General features: G+C 69.3%; 16 protein-coding genes. 13 read left to right on the top strand and 3 right to left on the bottom strand.

Going from position 1 to position 13,353, the window contains the following annotated elements; translation table 11 throughout:
- The first annotated feature begins 18 nt into the window (after nt 1-18).
- The 5 genes from AC07PU_RS15690 (at nt 19) to AC07PU_RS15710 (ending at nt 3,754) form a co-directional block, all read left to right on the top strand.
- Nucleotides 19-894 (top strand): branched-chain amino acid ABC transporter permease, encoded by an 876-nt coding sequence (locus tag AC07PU_RS15690; RefSeq protein ID WP_203201892.1) that lies wholly within the window; start codon nt 19-21, stop codon nt 892-894.
- A gap of 11 nt (nt 895-905) precedes the next feature.
- Nucleotides 906-1,892 (top strand): branched-chain amino acid ABC transporter permease, encoded by a 987-nt coding sequence (locus AC07PU_RS15695; protein ID WP_495318648.1) that lies wholly within the window; start codon nt 906-908, stop codon nt 1,890-1,892.
- Between the two features lie 254 nt (nt 1,893-2,146).
- Nucleotides 2,147-2,911 carry an SDR family NAD(P)-dependent oxidoreductase gene (locus tag AC07PU_RS15700; RefSeq protein ID WP_495318650.1) on the top strand — a complete coding sequence of 255 codons (765 nt, stop codon included), beginning with the start codon at nt 2,147-2,149 and terminating at the stop codon, nt 2,909-2,911.
- Between the two features lie 11 nt (nt 2,912-2,922).
- On the top strand, nt 2,923-3,180 hold the full coding sequence (locus AC07PU_RS15705; RefSeq protein WP_203203827.1) for a hypothetical protein: 258 nt from the start codon (nt 2,923-2,925) through the stop codon (nt 3,178-3,180).
- 175 nt (nt 3,181-3,355) lie between these two features.
- Nucleotides 3,356-3,754, top strand: coding sequence for a hypothetical protein (locus AC07PU_RS15710; protein WP_495318652.1), 399 nt, complete (start codon nt 3,356-3,358; stop codon nt 3,752-3,754).
- A 67-nt stretch (nt 3,755-3,821) separates the two neighbouring features.
- Here the strand turns inward: AC07PU_RS15710 and AC07PU_RS15715 are convergent, their stop codons facing one another.
- Nucleotides 3,822-4,805 (bottom strand): Bug family tripartite tricarboxylate transporter substrate binding protein, encoded by a 984-nt coding sequence (locus AC07PU_RS15715; protein ID WP_495318654.1) that lies wholly within the window; start codon nt 4,803-4,805, stop codon nt 3,822-3,824.
- A gap of 339 nt (nt 4,806-5,144) precedes the next feature.
- On the opposite strand from AC07PU_RS15715, the gene AC07PU_RS15720 reads away from it, so the two are divergent.
- Genes AC07PU_RS15720 through speB form a run of 8 tightly spaced genes read left to right on the top strand, consistent with a single transcriptional unit; the run spans nt 5,145 to nt 11,888 of the window.
- Nucleotides 5,145-5,978 carry a transporter substrate-binding domain-containing protein gene (locus tag AC07PU_RS15720; RefSeq protein ID WP_208510444.1) on the top strand — a complete coding sequence of 278 codons (834 nt, stop codon included), beginning with the start codon at nt 5,145-5,147 and terminating at the stop codon, nt 5,976-5,978.
- Between the two features lie 50 nt (nt 5,979-6,028).
- Nucleotides 6,029-6,694 carry an amino acid ABC transporter permease gene (locus AC07PU_RS15725; protein WP_093355119.1) on the top strand — a complete coding sequence of 222 codons (666 nt, stop codon included), beginning with the start codon at nt 6,029-6,031 and terminating at the stop codon, nt 6,692-6,694.
- On the top strand, nt 6,691-7,356 hold the full coding sequence (locus AC07PU_RS15730) for an amino acid ABC transporter permease (RefSeq protein WP_093355121.1): 666 nt from the start codon (nt 6,691-6,693) through the stop codon (nt 7,354-7,356). The genes AC07PU_RS15725 and AC07PU_RS15730 overlap by 4 nt, the downstream gene beginning before the upstream one ends.
- A complete protein-coding gene (locus tag AC07PU_RS15735; protein ID WP_495318657.1) occupies nt 7,353-8,171 on the top strand; it encodes an amino acid ABC transporter ATP-binding protein in 819 nt (272 codons plus the stop codon). The genes AC07PU_RS15730 and AC07PU_RS15735 overlap by 4 nt, the downstream gene beginning before the upstream one ends.
- Nucleotides 8,168-9,505, top strand: a complete 1,338-nt coding sequence (locus AC07PU_RS15740; RefSeq protein ID WP_495318659.1) for a M20 family metallo-hydrolase — start codon at nt 8,168-8,170, stop codon at nt 9,503-9,505. The genes AC07PU_RS15735 and AC07PU_RS15740 overlap by 4 nt, the downstream gene beginning before the upstream one ends.
- A 7-nt stretch (nt 9,506-9,512) precedes the next feature.
- Entirely contained in the window at nt 9,513-10,241 is a 729-nt protein-coding gene (locus tag AC07PU_RS15745) for a DUF1989 domain-containing protein (protein WP_296735522.1), read from the top strand.
- Nucleotides 10,242-10,281: 40 nt separating this feature from the next.
- Nucleotides 10,282-10,929 (top strand): cupin domain-containing protein, encoded by a 648-nt coding sequence (locus AC07PU_RS15750; RefSeq protein WP_495318662.1) that lies wholly within the window; start codon nt 10,282-10,284, stop codon nt 10,927-10,929.
- Between the two features lie 14 nt (nt 10,930-10,943).
- Nucleotides 10,944-11,888 carry an agmatinase gene (gene speB, locus AC07PU_RS15755; protein WP_495318665.1) on the top strand — a complete coding sequence of 315 codons (945 nt, stop codon included), beginning with the start codon at nt 10,944-10,946 and terminating at the stop codon, nt 11,886-11,888.
- A gap of 58 nt (nt 11,889-11,946) precedes the next feature.
- On the opposite strand, the gene AC07PU_RS15760 is transcribed toward speB, so the two are convergent.
- Entirely contained in the window at nt 11,947-12,528 is a 582-nt protein-coding gene (locus tag AC07PU_RS15760; RefSeq protein WP_296799746.1) for a superoxide dismutase, read from the bottom strand.
- A gap of 50 nt (nt 12,529-12,578) precedes the next feature.
- Complete coding sequence (locus AC07PU_RS15765) at nt 12,579-13,313, bottom strand: helix-turn-helix transcriptional regulator (protein ID WP_495318667.1); 735 nt, start codon at nt 13,311-13,313, stop codon at nt 12,579-12,581.
- Nucleotides 13,314-13,353 lie beyond the last annotated feature (40 nt).

Here is a 13,353-nt window from a genome sequence, read left to right on the forward strand (position 1 = left end):
GCGCTTGCTGAATCCCCTATGACCATTTCCCTTCCCGCCTTGTTGAGCCAGCTCCTCCTGGGGCTGGTCAACGGCTCCTTCTATGCCATCCTGAGCCTCGGGCTGGCCGTCATCTTCGGCCTGCTCAACGTCATCAACTTCGCGCACGGCGCGCTGTTCATGCTCGGCGCGGTGCTCACCTGGATGGCGATGGAATATTTCGGCATCAACTACTGGGTGATGCTGATCGCGGCGCCCATCGTCATCGGCCTGTTTGGCGTGCTGATCGAACGGCTGCTGCTGCGCTGGATCTACAAGCTCGACCACCTCTACGGCCTGCTGCTCACCCTGGGCCTCACGCTGCTCATCGAGGGCGTGTTCCGCTCCATCTACGGCGTCTCGGGCCTGGCCTACGACGCGCCCGAGGCGCTGTCGAGTGCCACCGACCTGGGCTTCATGGTGCTGCCCAACTACCGCGCCTGGGTGGTCGTGGCCTCGCTGGTCGTGTGCATCGCCACCTGGTTCGTGATCGAGAAGACCCGCATCGGCGCCTACCTGCGCGCGGGCACCGAGAACCCGCGCCTGGTCGAGGCCTTCGGCGTCAACGTGCCGCTGATGATCACGCTGACCTATGCCTTCGGCGCCGGCCTCGCGGCCTTCGCGGGCGTGCTGGCCGCGCCGGTGATCCAGGTCTCGCCGCTGATGGGACAGAACCTGATCATCGTGGTGTTCGCCGTCGTCGTGATCGGCGGCATGGGCTCGATCATGGGCGCCATCCTCACCGGGCTGGGGCTGGGCGTGATCGAGGGCTTCACCAAGGTCTTCTATCCCGAGGCCTCGTCCACCGTCGTGTTCGTGATCATGGTCATCGTGCTGCTGGTGCGTCCTGCCGGCCTGTTCGGCAAAGAGAAGTGAGAGCAGGCGGCATGAACATGAAAAAGATCTCCACCGTCTTCTACGGCCTGCTGCTCGTCGCGCTGGTGCTGGCGCCGTTCTTCGGCGCCTACCCGGTGTTCGTGATGAAGCTCTTGTGCTTCGCGCTGTTCGCCTCGGCCTTCAACCTGCTGCTGGGCTTCACCGGGCTCTTGTCCTTCGGCCATGCGGCCTTCCTCGGCGGCTCGGCCTACGTGGCCGGCCATGCGATCAAGGTCTGGGGCCTCACGCCCGAACTGGGCCTGATCGCGGGCACGCTGGTGGGTGCGCTGCTGGGCTGGCTGTTCGGCGTGCTGGCCATCCGCCGCCAGGGCATCTATTTCGCGATGATCACCCTGGCGCTGGCGCAGATGATGTTCTTCGTCGCGCTGCAGGCGAGGTTCACCGGCGGCGAGGACGGCCTGCAGGGCGTGCCGCGCGGCAAGCTGTTCGGCCTGCTCGACCTGAGCAACGACCTCACGATGTACTACGTCGCGCTCGCGATCGTGGCAGCCGCCTTCCTGCTGATCGTGCGCACCATCCACTCGCCGTTCGGGCAGGTGTTGAAGGGCATCAAGGAGAACGAGCCGCGCGCGCTGTCGCTGGGCTACGACGTGGCGCGCTTCAAGCTGCTGGCCTTCGTGATCTCGGCGGCGCTGTCGGGCCTGGCGGGTTCGCTCAAGACGCTGGTGCTGGGCTTCGCGACCCTGTCGGACGTGCACTGGACCGCGTCGGGCCAGGTGATCCTGATGACGCTGGTGGGCGGGCTGGGCACCTTGTCGGGGCCGCTGGTGGGCTCGGCCGTGGTCGTGCTGCTGGAGAACAAGATCGGCGAGCTGGGCAACCTGCTCGCGCGCATCACCACCATCGACTGGTTCAACACGCTGGGCGAGTCGGTGACCATGGTCACGGGCCTGATCTTCGTGATCTGCGTGCTGGCCTTCCGCAAGGGGATCATGGGCGAGATCATCGCCTTCATCGATCGGCGCAAGGCGCGGTAGAAATCGGGATCGGACAGCCGTACGCAGAGGGCGCGAAGGTTTCGCAGAAGTCGCAGAAAAGAACAGCCAAGGAGATGTGTGGGCCGTGCCTCGATGGGCGTTGTGCCCCATGCGAAGCCTTCCGGGCGCGGCGGTGGTGCGAGCGCAGCCCACCTTCAGGTTTTCCTTTTGCGACTTCTGCGAAACCTTCGCGATTTCTGCGTTCGGCAGCCCGCATTCCACGCAACTCGCGGGGCTTCACTATCATCGCCCCCATGCCCACCTCCCACCTCTACCTCATCACCGGCGCATCGCGCGGCCTCGGCCGCGCCATGGCCGAACAGCTGCTGCAACCCGGCCACGTCCTGCTGTGCATCTCGCGCCGCCAGAGCCCCGAACTCGCCGAACAGGCGAAGGCGGCCGGCGTCGAACTCGTGCAATGGGAACAGGACCTGTCCGACCCCGTCGCCTCGGCCGCGCGCCTGCGCGAATGGCTGGCCGCGCAGGACGCGCAGCGCTTCGACGCCGTCACGCTGATCAACAACGCGGGCACGGTCGGCAATCCCGCGCCGCTCGCGACCGCGGTCGATGCCGAGCTGTCGCAGGCGCTGCGCATCGGCCTGGAGGCACCGCTGCTACTGACCGCGGCCTTCCTCGGCGGCACGCGCGGCTGGCGCGGCGCGCGCAAGGTGCTCAACATCTCGTCGGGCCTGGGCCGCAACGCGATGGGCAGCCAGGCGCCGTACTGCGCGGCCAAGGCCGGCATGGACCACTACTCGCGCGCGGTCGCGCTCGAGGAAGCGAACCTGCCGAACGGCGCGCGCATCGTGTCGCTGGCGCCCGGCGTGATCGACACCGACATGCAGGTGCAACTGCGTGGCGCCTCGGCCGAGAACTTCCCCGACCGCACGCGCTTCGAGAAGCTCAAGAGCGAGGGCCTGCTCGACAGCCCCGCGAGCGCGGCCGCGAAGGTGCTCAAGTACCTCGCGCGCGCGGACTTCGGCGCCAAGCCGGTGGCCGACGTGCGCGATCCGGACTGAGCCCCCGCGCCATGGCCACTGCCCAGGGCATCGACACCGGCGAGTACAAGCTCTTTCCCTCGCCGAGGAATCAGCACCGTATCGTCTTCACGCACCAGGTCTTCGTGCCGTACCCCTACGCACTGATCGTGATGGACGAGTTCGGCTTCCAGGGCCGCCACAGCCTGTTCGCGGCCTGCCGCCTGAGCGACGGCAAGATGGGCCAGCTCGCGGCCTTCGAGCTGGAGTCGGACGTGGCGGTGTTCAACCGCAAGTTCGTGCCGGACTGAGCCAGGCCTCGGATGACGAGAACGTAACCGGGCGGATAAGTCCGCGTCGGTTTCCGTTTCTAGTGTGTGGGCGTGGAGAGATCGACGCCCCGCCCATGGCAAGCCAGAACGCATCGCCGTATCTCCACCCCCGCGCCTGACATCCAGCCGCGGGGAACACCCCAAGGAGATATGCATGTCGAACAGAAGAATCGCCGCGCTCGCGGCCGCCTCCGCCATGGCCGGCTTCATGCCGCTCATGGCCTCCGCCCAGCAGAGCTCGCAGCACGTCGATGCACCCTCGCACTTCGCGGCCAACGAAACGGGCATCAGGACCCATGCGGAACTGGCCGGCGCGGGCAAGTCGACGGGCCAGGTCGACCAGGAGCTGGCGACCGCGCAGAACGATCCGAAATGGAAGGGCTTCCTGGCCTATGGCGCGCCGGTTCCGGTGACCAATGCCAAGCCGAAGACCCGCGCCGAAGTGACGGCCGAGCTTGAGCGCGCACAGCAGCATCCGGGCTGGGAACGGGCTTCGCGCTCCGGCGCATCGCTGGTGCTGCCGGCCGCGCCGATGCCCGTGTCCGCGCGTTGAGGCGCGGTCCTCCAACGAAAAGAGGGCGCAGCGCGCCCTCCTTCTTCGTTCGCGGGCGCTCGCGCGCTTACTCGATGGTCGCGCCCGAGGCCTGCACGATGCCCTTCCACTTCTCGTAGTCGGTCTTCAGCAGCGCGCCGAACTGCTCGGGCGTCATGCTCTGCGGCTCGGCGCCCTGCGCGATGATCGCGGCCTGCATCTCGGGCGTGGCCAGCAGCTTGTTGACCTCGGCGTTCAGGGTGGCGATCACGTCCTTGGGCGTCTTGGCCGGCACGAACAGGCCATACCAGGTGCTCACGTCGAAGCCCTTGTAGCCGAGCTCGGCCACCGTGGGCGTGTCGGGCAGCGAGCTGCTGCGCCTGGCCGAGGTCACGGCCAGCGGGCGCAGCTTGCCGGCCTTGATCTGGGCCATGGCCGAGGGCACCGACGACACCATCAGGTCGACGTTGCCCGCGAGCACGTCCATCATGGCCGCGTTCGAGCCCTTGTAGGGCACGTGGCGCATCTTGATCTTGGCCGCGCCGTTGAAGATCTCGCCGGCCAGGTGGATGGTGGTGCCGTTGCCGGGCGAGCCGTAGGTGATGGTGTCGGGCGCGGCGCGCGCGGCCTTCACCACGTCGTCGAGCGTCTTGTACTTGGAGTTGGCCTGCGTGACGATCACCACGGGCGTGAAGGCCACGTGGGCCACCGCGGCCAGGTCCTTGGTCGGCTCGTAGCTGAGGTTCTTGTAGAGCCAGGGCGCGACGACCATGTTGTCCTTCTGGCCCATCACGATGTCGTAGCCCGTGGGCGCGGCGCGCGCGGCCTCGGCGATGCCGATGGTGCCGCCGGCGCCCGCGCGGTTGTCGGGCACCACGGTCCAGTGGTTGGTCTCGGTGAGCTTCTGGGCCACCAGGCGCGCCAGGATGTCGGTCCCGCCGCCGGGCGGGAAGGGCACGATCATGCGGATCGGCTTGGCGGGCCAGGCCTGGGCCTGGGCGGTGGAGGCGGCGCCGAAGGCCAGCGGAAGCGCCAGCGCGAGGGCCAGCGGGCGGATGAGTTGTCGGATCATGGGTTTGTCTCTGTATCTGGACGGATCGGGTTGCAGCCTGGAAGCCATCGCATCGCCGCACCAGGGTGCAGTGTGCCGGAACGACCCCGTGCGGGATTTCGCGGTTCACGATGGCCGTCTTCTCCAGGCGTGGCGGCTTGCACCGATTTTGCACCCCCTTAGTGCGCCTCGCGCCGTCTCCTGTTCCTTTTTGCGCCGCTGTCGGCACCACGGCCGTGCCGCCGAACCGATTCGGGCTGGCATGGAACTTGTGTGTTCTAAGCAAGTGACTTGCATGAATGCAAGTTGCTTGCTGAATCTGTCCACACCTGCTTCAATCCACACCCGAGGGCCCTGCTCATGCTGTTCCATCGCGCAATCGCCGGCGTTCTTTCCCTGTTCCTGCTCGGTGCCGCGCACGGCGCCGACATGCTGGAGACGGTGAAGAGCAAGAAAGAAATCGTCATCGGTACCGAGGCGCAGTTCGCGCCGTTCGAGTACCTGCAGGACGGCAAGATCGTGGGCTACGGCCCCGACCTGATGCGCCTGATCCTGGCCGACCTGCCCGAGGTCAAGGTCAAGCAGTTCGACGTGCCGTTCCAGGGCATCCTGCCGGGCCTGGCGACCCGGCGCTTCGACTTCGTCGTGACCTCGGTCACGCTCACCAAGGAGCGCGCCGACAAGTTCGCGTTCACCGTGCCGATCGCCGACGCCACCACGGCGCTGGTCAAGCGCAAGGACGACGCCGCGCTCACCGACCCCGCGGGCATCGCCGGCAAGACGGTGGGCTCGCAGGCCGGCTCGGCCCAGCTGCGCGCGCTGCAGGACTATGCGAAGAAGCTGCAGGCCGACGGCAAGCCGGCGGTCACGATCCGCGAGTACGTGAGCTTCGACGAGGCCTATGCCGACCTGGCCGCCGGGCGGCTGGTGGCGGTGGCGCAGTCGCTCTCCAACCTGGCGACGCTGGTGAAGACGCGCGGCGACATCTATGCGGTGATGCCCGCGCCCATCGGCCCCAAGACCTACTTCGGCTGGGTCGGCCGCAAGGACGCCGACAGCGCGCCGCTGGTCAAGTTCTTCAGCGACGGCATCGCGCGCGCGCAGAAGAGCGGCCAGCTCAAGGAACTGCAGATGAAGTGGTTCGGCTTCGCGATGGAGGTGCCCACCGACGCGGTGCCGGTGCCGCAGATGTGAGCGGGCCTGCTCCGCACGACGCTTCCTGACCCCGCACCACCGCGCTCCCGATGAACGCAACGACCCTTCTCGAGCGGCTGGCCGCCTACCTGCCCGTGCTGCTGCAGGGCGCCGTCACCACGCTGAGCGTGGCGATCGCGGCCATCGCGCTGGGCTTCGCCTGGGGCGCGGTGCTGCTGGGCCTGTCGCTGCGGCGCGGCGGCCGGGGCGTGCTGCCGGCCGCGGTGCGTACCTACCTGAGCTTCTTTCGCGGCACGCCGCTGCTGGTGCAGCTGCTCATGCTCTTCTACCTGCCCAGCGCCTACGGTCTCGACCTGCCGCCGCTGCTGGTGGCCATCGTCGCGCTGGGCCTGAACTCCGCCGCGTTCCAGTGCGAGATCCTGCGCGCCGGGCTGGTGGCGGTGCCGGCCGGGCAGATCGAGGCGGCGGCCTCGTTCGGCATGCCGCCCGCGCGCATCTTCCGCCACGTGCAGCTGCCGCAGCTCGCACGGGCCGTATGGCCGGCCGTGGTGTCTGAGGGCGTCGACGTGGTGAAGAGCTCGGCCATCGTCTCGGTGATCTCGGTGGCCGACCTGGCACGCGGCGGGCGGCAGATCGTGGCGGCCAACTTCAGGCCGCTCGAGGTCTATGTCTCGGTGGGCCTGTGCTACCTGCTGATGACCGGCGCGGTGCTGTGGCTCGGCCACTGGCTGCGCGGCCGGATGGAGCGGCCATGATCGACACGGCGCTCCTGGGCCAGTTGCTGCCAGCGTTCGGCGCGGCCGCGCTGCGCACCGTGCTGCTCACGCTGACGGGACTGGCGGGTGGCCTGGTCGTGGGCTTCGCCTTCCACGCGCTGCGCGAAACCGGCTGGCGCGCGGCGCGCTGGCTCTACACCGCCTACACCGCGGTGTGGCGCGGCGTGCCGTTCCTGATCCACCTGTTCATCGTCTACTTCGGCCTGCCGAGCGCGGGCCTGTCGCTCGACCCCTTCGCCGCCGCCGGCCTCACGCTCGCGGTCTACGGCGGCGCCTACTTCGCCGAGATCTTTCGCGCCTGCTGGCAGAGCATTCCGCGCGGCCAGATCGAGGCCGCGCGCTGCATGGGCCTGTCGTCGCGCCAGATCTTCGCCACCATCGAATGCCCGCAGGCCCTGCGCGCCAGCCTGCCGCTGATCGCGAGCCAGACCATCCTGCTGATGAAGGAGTCCGCGCTGGCCTCGGTCATCACCTATCCCGAACTGACGATGACCGCCGGCAAGGTGGTGTCGGAGCAGTTCGTCTACGTCGAGCCCTACCTGCTGCTGGCGCTGAGCTACTGGGGCCTGTCGCTGCTCGTCAACCGCGCGGCCGGCACGCTGCGCGCCTGGGCGGCCCTTCGAGAAAGCTCCCGTCCATGAATGCTCCCGTGACCGTTCCCATCGTCTCCCTGCGCGGCGTCGGCAAGTCCTTCGGCCCGCAGCGCGTGCTGTCGGACATAGACCTGGACATCCGCAAGGGCGAGGTCCTGTCGCTGATCGGCCCCTCGGGCTCGGGCAAGACCACGCTGCTGCGCTGCATGAACTTTCTCGAGGCCTACGACGAGGGCGAGGTCCGCATCCGCGGCGCGCTGCTCGGCTACCGTCGCAACGCGGCCGGCGCGCTGGCCCGCGAGAGCGAGCGCGTCGTCGCCGAGGTGCGCGCGCCGGTGGCCATGGTGTTCCAGCAGTTCAACCTGTGGCCGCACATGACGGTGCTGGCCAACGTGATGGCGCCGCTCACGCTGGCCAAGGGGCTGCGCGCGGACCAGGCCCGGGCCGTGGCCGGCGAGGCGCTGGCGCGCGTGGGCATGTCGGCCAAGGCCGATGCGCGACCGCCCCAGCTCAGCGGCGGCCAGCAGCAGCGCGTGGGCATCGCGCGCGCGCTCGCCGTCGGGCCCGAGGTGATGCTGCTCGACGAGCCGACCTCCGCGCTCGATCCCGAACTGGTCGACGAGGTGCTCGAGGTGATCAAGTCGCTGTCGCGCGGCGGCATGACCATGATCATGGTCACGCACGAGATGAGCTTCGCGGCCGAGGTATCGGACCGGATCGTGTTCATGGAGAAGGGCCGCATCGTGACGATCGGCACGCCGCGCGAAGTGATCCACGCGCCGGCCCATCCGCGCATCCAGGCCTTCCTGCAGCCGTGGATCCGCCGCAGCCTCGGCCAGTCCGCGGCGGGAGCGCTCGCATGAACGCGCTCGACGAGATGCGGGACGCGGCCCTCGCGGGCGACGTGGCGCGCGCGGTCGGCACCGCGAGCCTCGAGGCCCGGCTGCGCGGCCTGGCGGCGCATGGCGCCGTCGGCGCGGGCACCGGCGGCGGCGTGGCGCGGCAGGCGCTGTGCGCGCACGAACTGGCCGCGCGGCGCTGGCTGGTGCAGCCGTTCGCGCGCCGGCCCGGCTACCGCGTCGGCATCGACGCCGCCGCCAACGTGTTCGTCCGGCGCGACGGACAGGGATCGATGCTGTCGCCAATCATGACCGGCAGCCACATCGACACCCAGCCCCTGGGCGGCTGGCTCGACGGCGCCTTCGGCGTCGCGGCGGGCCTGGAGGTGTTCGATGCGCTCGACCGCCTCGGCCTGCGCACCCGCCGGCCGATCGACGTCGCCATGTGGACCAACGAGGAAGGCTCGCGCTTCGCGCCCGGGCTGATGGGCTCGGTCGCCTTCACCGCGCCGCAGCGGCTCGAGGCCTTCCTCGGCGTGCGCGACGGCGACGGCCTGCGCTTCGAGGCCGCGCGCGATGCCGCCGTGGACGACCTGCGCGCGGAAGCACTGCGCGAGGGCTGGCGCTGGATGGACACGCCGCTCGCGCGCCCGGTGCATGGCTACATCGAGGCGCACATCGAGCAGGGCCCGGTGCTGGAGGCCGAGGGCCTGCAGGTCGGCTGCGTGAGCGCGATCCAGGGCGTGCGCTGGTTCCGCATCACCGTGTCGGGGCGCAGCGCGCACGCGGGCACCACGCCGCTGGCCGCGCGCGACGATGCGCAGGCCAAGGCCGTGCGCATGGCCCATGCGCTGCTCGAGCACGCGGCGCGGTGCGGCGACGACCGGCTGCGCCTCACCATCGGCCGCTGGGAGTGCAGCCCCGGGTCGATCAACACCATTGCCGAGCGCGTCGTCTTCACCGTCGATGCGCGCCATCCCGAGGCCGCCGCGCTCGACGCGGTGCGCGCGCTCGTCGACGCGGCGCTGCCGGCCGGCGGCCAGCTCGAGGTGCTGCAGGACAAGCCCACCGTGCGCTTCGACGCCGCGCTCGCGGGCCTGGCGCGCGAGGCCTGCGTTGCGCTGCGGCTGAGCCACCGCGAGATGCTGTCGGGCGCCTTCCACGACGCCATGCCGCTGGCCGGCTTCTGCCCCAGCGCGATGCTGTTCGCGCCCAGCCGTGGCGGCGTGAGCCACCACCCCGATGAAGACACCCCCATCGACGACCTCGCGGCCTGCACGCGCGCCCTGGCCTGGTGCCTCGCGCGGCTGGCCGGGCCGCTCGTTTCCTCCACCCCTCCCGAAGCTTCAAAGGACTAGCCAGACCATGGACGACCAAGCCACTTCCTCTTTCCACACGGACACCCACGCGCACGCCCACGTGGCCGACAACGGCGAACCCGTCGGCGCCAACCGCACGCTGCGCGAGCCCGTGTCGGCCGACGGCACGCCCGAACTCGGCAAGCGCTACGAAGTGCCCGCGCGCAACGGCCGCGCCGTGCGGCTCGCCAAGGGCCAGGTGATCCGCGTCATCAACACGCACGGCAGCCAGGTGTGCGACTTCTGGGCCTTCAAGGCCGACGACCTCAGCGAGTTCATGTCGATGGAGCATGCGCGCGCCGTCATCGACCGCATCATGCCCAGGGCCGGCGATCCGCTCGCCACCAACCGCCGCCGTCCCATCATGACGCTCGTGGCCGACACCTCGCCCGGCGTGCACGACACGCTCATGGCCGCCTGCGACGCCTACCGCTACCAGAACCTCGGCGTGACCGAGTACCACGACAACTGCGCCGACAACATGCGCATGGCGCTCAAGGCCATCGGCCTGCGCGCGCGCGAGGTGCCGCAGCCGCTCAACCTGTGGATGAACATCCCGGTGGGTCCGGGCGGCGGCGTAGACTGGCTGCCGCCCGTCTCCAAGGCCGGCGACCATGTGGATCTGCGCGCCGAGATGGACTGCGTGGTCGTCATGTCGGCCTGCCCGCAGGACATCGTTCCCATCAACGACAACCGCCCGGTCGAAGTGCACTTCACCGTGCTGGCGGATGCCTGAGCTTCCCGGCGCGCCGCCGGCCCACTGACGACTCGACGCCATGCGCACTGCCAAGAAGACCACCGCCATTCCCGCTGCCGCCGTCGCCGCCTCGCCGGCACCGGTGGACGCAGACCCGGACCTCGCGCTGTCGGCGCTGGGCCCGCGGCTCAAGCATGCGCGCATGGTGCGAAGTCTCACGCTGAAGGCGCTCGCCGATGCCGCCGGCTGTTCCGAAAGCCTGCTGTCGCGCGTGGAGCGCGGCCAGGTCATGCCCTCGCTGGCCAACCTGCACCGCCTCGCGCGTGCGCTCGACACCAACGTCGCCGAGCTCACGGCCTCGTTCGCGCCGCCCATGTCGCCGGTGACGCGCGCCTCCGAACGCCCCGTGATCGAGTTCACCGGCCTGCGCGGCAAGAAGCGCGGCGTGAAGCTCGAGCGCGTGATCGTGCCGATCCGCGGCCAGCTGCTGCAGGCCGACATCCACGTGCTCGAGCCCAAGGCCGAGAGCCTGGAGCAGATCGCGCACGTCGGCGAGGAAATGGGCTACGTGATCGAGGGCGAGTTCGAGCTGCGCCTGGGCGACGAGGTCTACCGGCTGTCGGCCGGCGACTCCTTCTATTTCTCCAGCGACGTGCCGCACAGCTACCGCAACCCCGGCAAGACCCAGACCCGGGTGCTGTGGACCAACACCCCGGCCACGTTCTGAACCCCCTGCCTGCCATGCACACAGACACCGCCATGCAGACGCTGCCGCGCTACAGCGGCATCCCGACCTTCATGCGCGTGCCCTTCGCGCAGCGCCTCGAGGACTTCGACATCGCCCTGGCCGGCGTGCCCTTCGACGGCGGCGTGACGGCGCGTCCCGGCGCGCGCTACGGCCCGCGCGAGATTCGCAACATGTCGTCGATGACGCGCGCCATCCACCACGTCACCGGCTTCAACCCCTTCGAGGCCTGCCGCGTGGCCGACGTGGGCGACGTGCCGTTTACCGACGTGTTCCACCTCGAGCGCTCGCACGAGGACATCCGCCGCTTCTTCGAGCCCCTGTTCGCGGCCGGCAAGACGGTGCTGGCCGCGGGCGGCGACCACTCGATCACCTTCCCGGTGTTCCAGGCGATGAAGCCGCGCCGGCCGCTCGGCATGGTGCACATCGATGCGCACACCGACACTTGGGACGACTTCCTCGGTTCCAAGTTCAGCCATGGCTCGCCATTCCGCCGCGCGGTCGAGGCCGGGCTGCTCGACCCGAAGCGCACCATCCAGATCGGCATCCGCGGCGCGCAGAACTCCGACCAGGGCTGGCGCTATTCGCTCGACAGCGGCATGCGCGTGGTCTTCATCGAGGAGTTCGAGGCCAGGGGCGTTGAGGCGATCGTGCAGGAAGCGCGGCGCATCGTCGGCGATGGGCCCACTTACCTGTCGCTCGATGTCGATGGCCTGGACCCGGTGTTCGCGCCGGGCACCGGCACGCCCGAGATCGGCGGCATGACCACGCGCGAGACGCTGGGCCTGCTGCGCGGCCTCGACGGGCTGGACTTCGTGGGCGGGGACGTGGTCGAGGTGTCGCCGCCCTACGACCCCTCGGGCAGCACCGCGCTGTTGGGCGCCACGCTGATGTACGAGATCCTTTGCCTGCTGGCGCGCAGCGTGGCTTCGCGGCGCTGAAGCAGGGGTTCGGGGCGCCCCGCGGGCACGCCCCGAACCCGATCGACCCCGGGGTCGATCAGCCGAAGTTCTTTTCGGCGAAGTCCCAGTTGACCAGCTTGGCCAGGAAGGTCTCGACGAACTTGGGACGCAGGTTGCGGTAGTCGATGTAGTAGGCGTGTTCCCAGACGTCGACCGTCAAGAGCGCCGTGTCGGCGGTCGTCAGCGGCGTGCCGGCGGCGCCGGTGTTCACGATGTCCACGCTGCCGTCGGGCTTCTTCACCAGCCAGGTCCAGCCCGAGCCGAAGTTGCCCACGGCCGACTTCACGAAGGCTTCCTTGAAGGCATCGAAGCTGCCCCACTTGGCGTCGATGGCCTTGGCCAGCGCGCCGCTCGGAGCGCCGCCGCCTTGCGGCTTCATGCAGTTCCAGAAGAAGGTGTGGTTCCAGATCTGGGCCGAGTTGTTGTAGATGCCGCCGCTGGACTTCTTGACGATCTCCTCGAGCGTGAGCGATTCGAACTCGGTGCCCTTCTGCAGGTTGTTGAGGTTCACCACATAGGCGTTGTGGTGCTTGCCGTAGTGGTACTCGAGGGTCTCCTTCGAGTACTCGGGTGCCAGTGCGTCGAGGGCGTAGGGCAGGGGAGGCAGGGTGTGTTCCATCGTGGGGTCCTTCTGGTTGATAAAAAGAAAAAAAGAGGCGGGGCGGGCGCTCAGTCGGCGCCCTTGCTTGGCTTGATGCGGGTCTTGTCGCTTGGCTTGTCGATGGCCTTGTCGCCGGCCTTGGGAACGACGCGGTACGCGCAGCGCCGCGCGCCCGCGAGCACGTGCTCGACGCGGCTCACGGCCACGTCGGGCCCGAGCACTTCGTCGAAGAGTTGCAGTTCGCTGCGGCAGAAGCCCGTGCAGGCGCGCGCCGCGGTGCAGATCGGGCAATGGTTCTCGATGAAGAGGAAGCCTTCGCCCTCGTCGTCGGCGCGGTACTCGGCCATGTAGCCCTCGCGGCTGCGTACCTCGGCCAGCCGCTCGAGTCGCGCGCCGATGCCGCGCGCGCCGCGCAGCGCTTCGCGGTAGTTGCTGCGCATGGTCTCCTCGCGCGCGCCGATCAGCTGGTCCATGCCCTTCTCGCCGAACACCTGGATCACGGCGCTGATCATCTGCACCGTCATCTCGGCATGCGTGTCGGGAAAGCGCGCGTGGCCCGAGGCCGTGAGCCGCCAGATCTGCGTCGGCCGGCCGCGCCCGGCGCTGCGGCTCTCCGCGTCGACCAGGCCCTCGGCCTGCAGCTTGGCCATCTGCTGGCGCACCGCCTCCACCGTGACCTGCAGCACCTTGGCGATGTCGGGAATGCCGAGCGCGCCGCGGGTCTTGAGCGTCGAGAGGATGCGGTCGGCCGGCTGGTGCGGGGTCCAGGCGGGCTTGGCGTCGGCGGTGTCGTTGGCGGACATGGCGCGGTCTTCGTGGGGAGCGGAACGTAAAGGCGGCAAC

Source organism: Variovorax sp. GW821-FHT10D07 (assembly GCF_059415325.1).

What these genes read in the sequence shown, in the direction of transcription:
- AC07PU_RS15750 (WP_495318662.1), top strand. Translation starts at nt 10,282, where the DNA reads ATGCGCACTGCCAAGAAGACCACCGCCATTCCCGCTGCCGCCGTCGCC.
- AC07PU_RS15715 (WP_495318654.1), bottom strand. Translation starts at nt 4,805, where the DNA reads ATGATCCGACAACTCATCCGCCCGCTGGCCCTCGCGCTGGCGCTTCCG.
- AC07PU_RS15690 (WP_203201892.1), top strand. Translation starts at nt 19, where the DNA reads ATGACCATTTCCCTTCCCGCCTTGTTGAGCCAGCTCCTCCTGGGGCTG.
- AC07PU_RS15760 (WP_296799746.1), bottom strand. Translation starts at nt 12,528, where the DNA reads ATGGAACACACCCTGCCTCCCCTGCCCTACGCCCTCGACGCACTGGCA.
- speB (WP_495318665.1), top strand. Translation starts at nt 10,944, where the DNA reads ATGCACACAGACACCGCCATGCAGACGCTGCCGCGCTACAGCGGCATC.
- AC07PU_RS15765 (WP_495318667.1), bottom strand. Translation starts at nt 13,313, where the DNA reads ATGTCCGCCAACGACACCGCCGACGCCAAGCCCGCCTGGACCCCGCAC.
- AC07PU_RS15745 (WP_296735522.1), top strand. Translation starts at nt 9,513, where the DNA reads ATGGACGACCAAGCCACTTCCTCTTTCCACACGGACACCCACGCGCAC.
- AC07PU_RS15730 (WP_093355121.1), top strand. Translation starts at nt 6,691, where the DNA reads ATGATCGACACGGCGCTCCTGGGCCAGTTGCTGCCAGCGTTCGGCGCG.
- AC07PU_RS15705 (WP_203203827.1), top strand. Translation starts at nt 2,923, where the DNA reads ATGGCCACTGCCCAGGGCATCGACACCGGCGAGTACAAGCTCTTTCCC.
- AC07PU_RS15725 (WP_093355119.1), top strand. Translation starts at nt 6,029, where the DNA reads ATGAACGCAACGACCCTTCTCGAGCGGCTGGCCGCCTACCTGCCCGTG.
- AC07PU_RS15695 (WP_495318648.1), top strand. Translation starts at nt 906, where the DNA reads ATGAACATGAAAAAGATCTCCACCGTCTTCTACGGCCTGCTGCTCGTC.
- AC07PU_RS15720 (WP_208510444.1), top strand. Translation starts at nt 5,145, where the DNA reads ATGCTGTTCCATCGCGCAATCGCCGGCGTTCTTTCCCTGTTCCTGCTC.
- AC07PU_RS15740 (WP_495318659.1), top strand. Translation starts at nt 8,168, where the DNA reads ATGAACGCGCTCGACGAGATGCGGGACGCGGCCCTCGCGGGCGACGTG.
- AC07PU_RS15735 (WP_495318657.1), top strand. Translation starts at nt 7,353, where the DNA reads ATGAATGCTCCCGTGACCGTTCCCATCGTCTCCCTGCGCGGCGTCGGC.
- AC07PU_RS15710 (WP_495318652.1), top strand. Translation starts at nt 3,356, where the DNA reads ATGTCGAACAGAAGAATCGCCGCGCTCGCGGCCGCCTCCGCCATGGCC.
- AC07PU_RS15700 (WP_495318650.1), top strand. Translation starts at nt 2,147, where the DNA reads ATGCCCACCTCCCACCTCTACCTCATCACCGGCGCATCGCGCGGCCTC.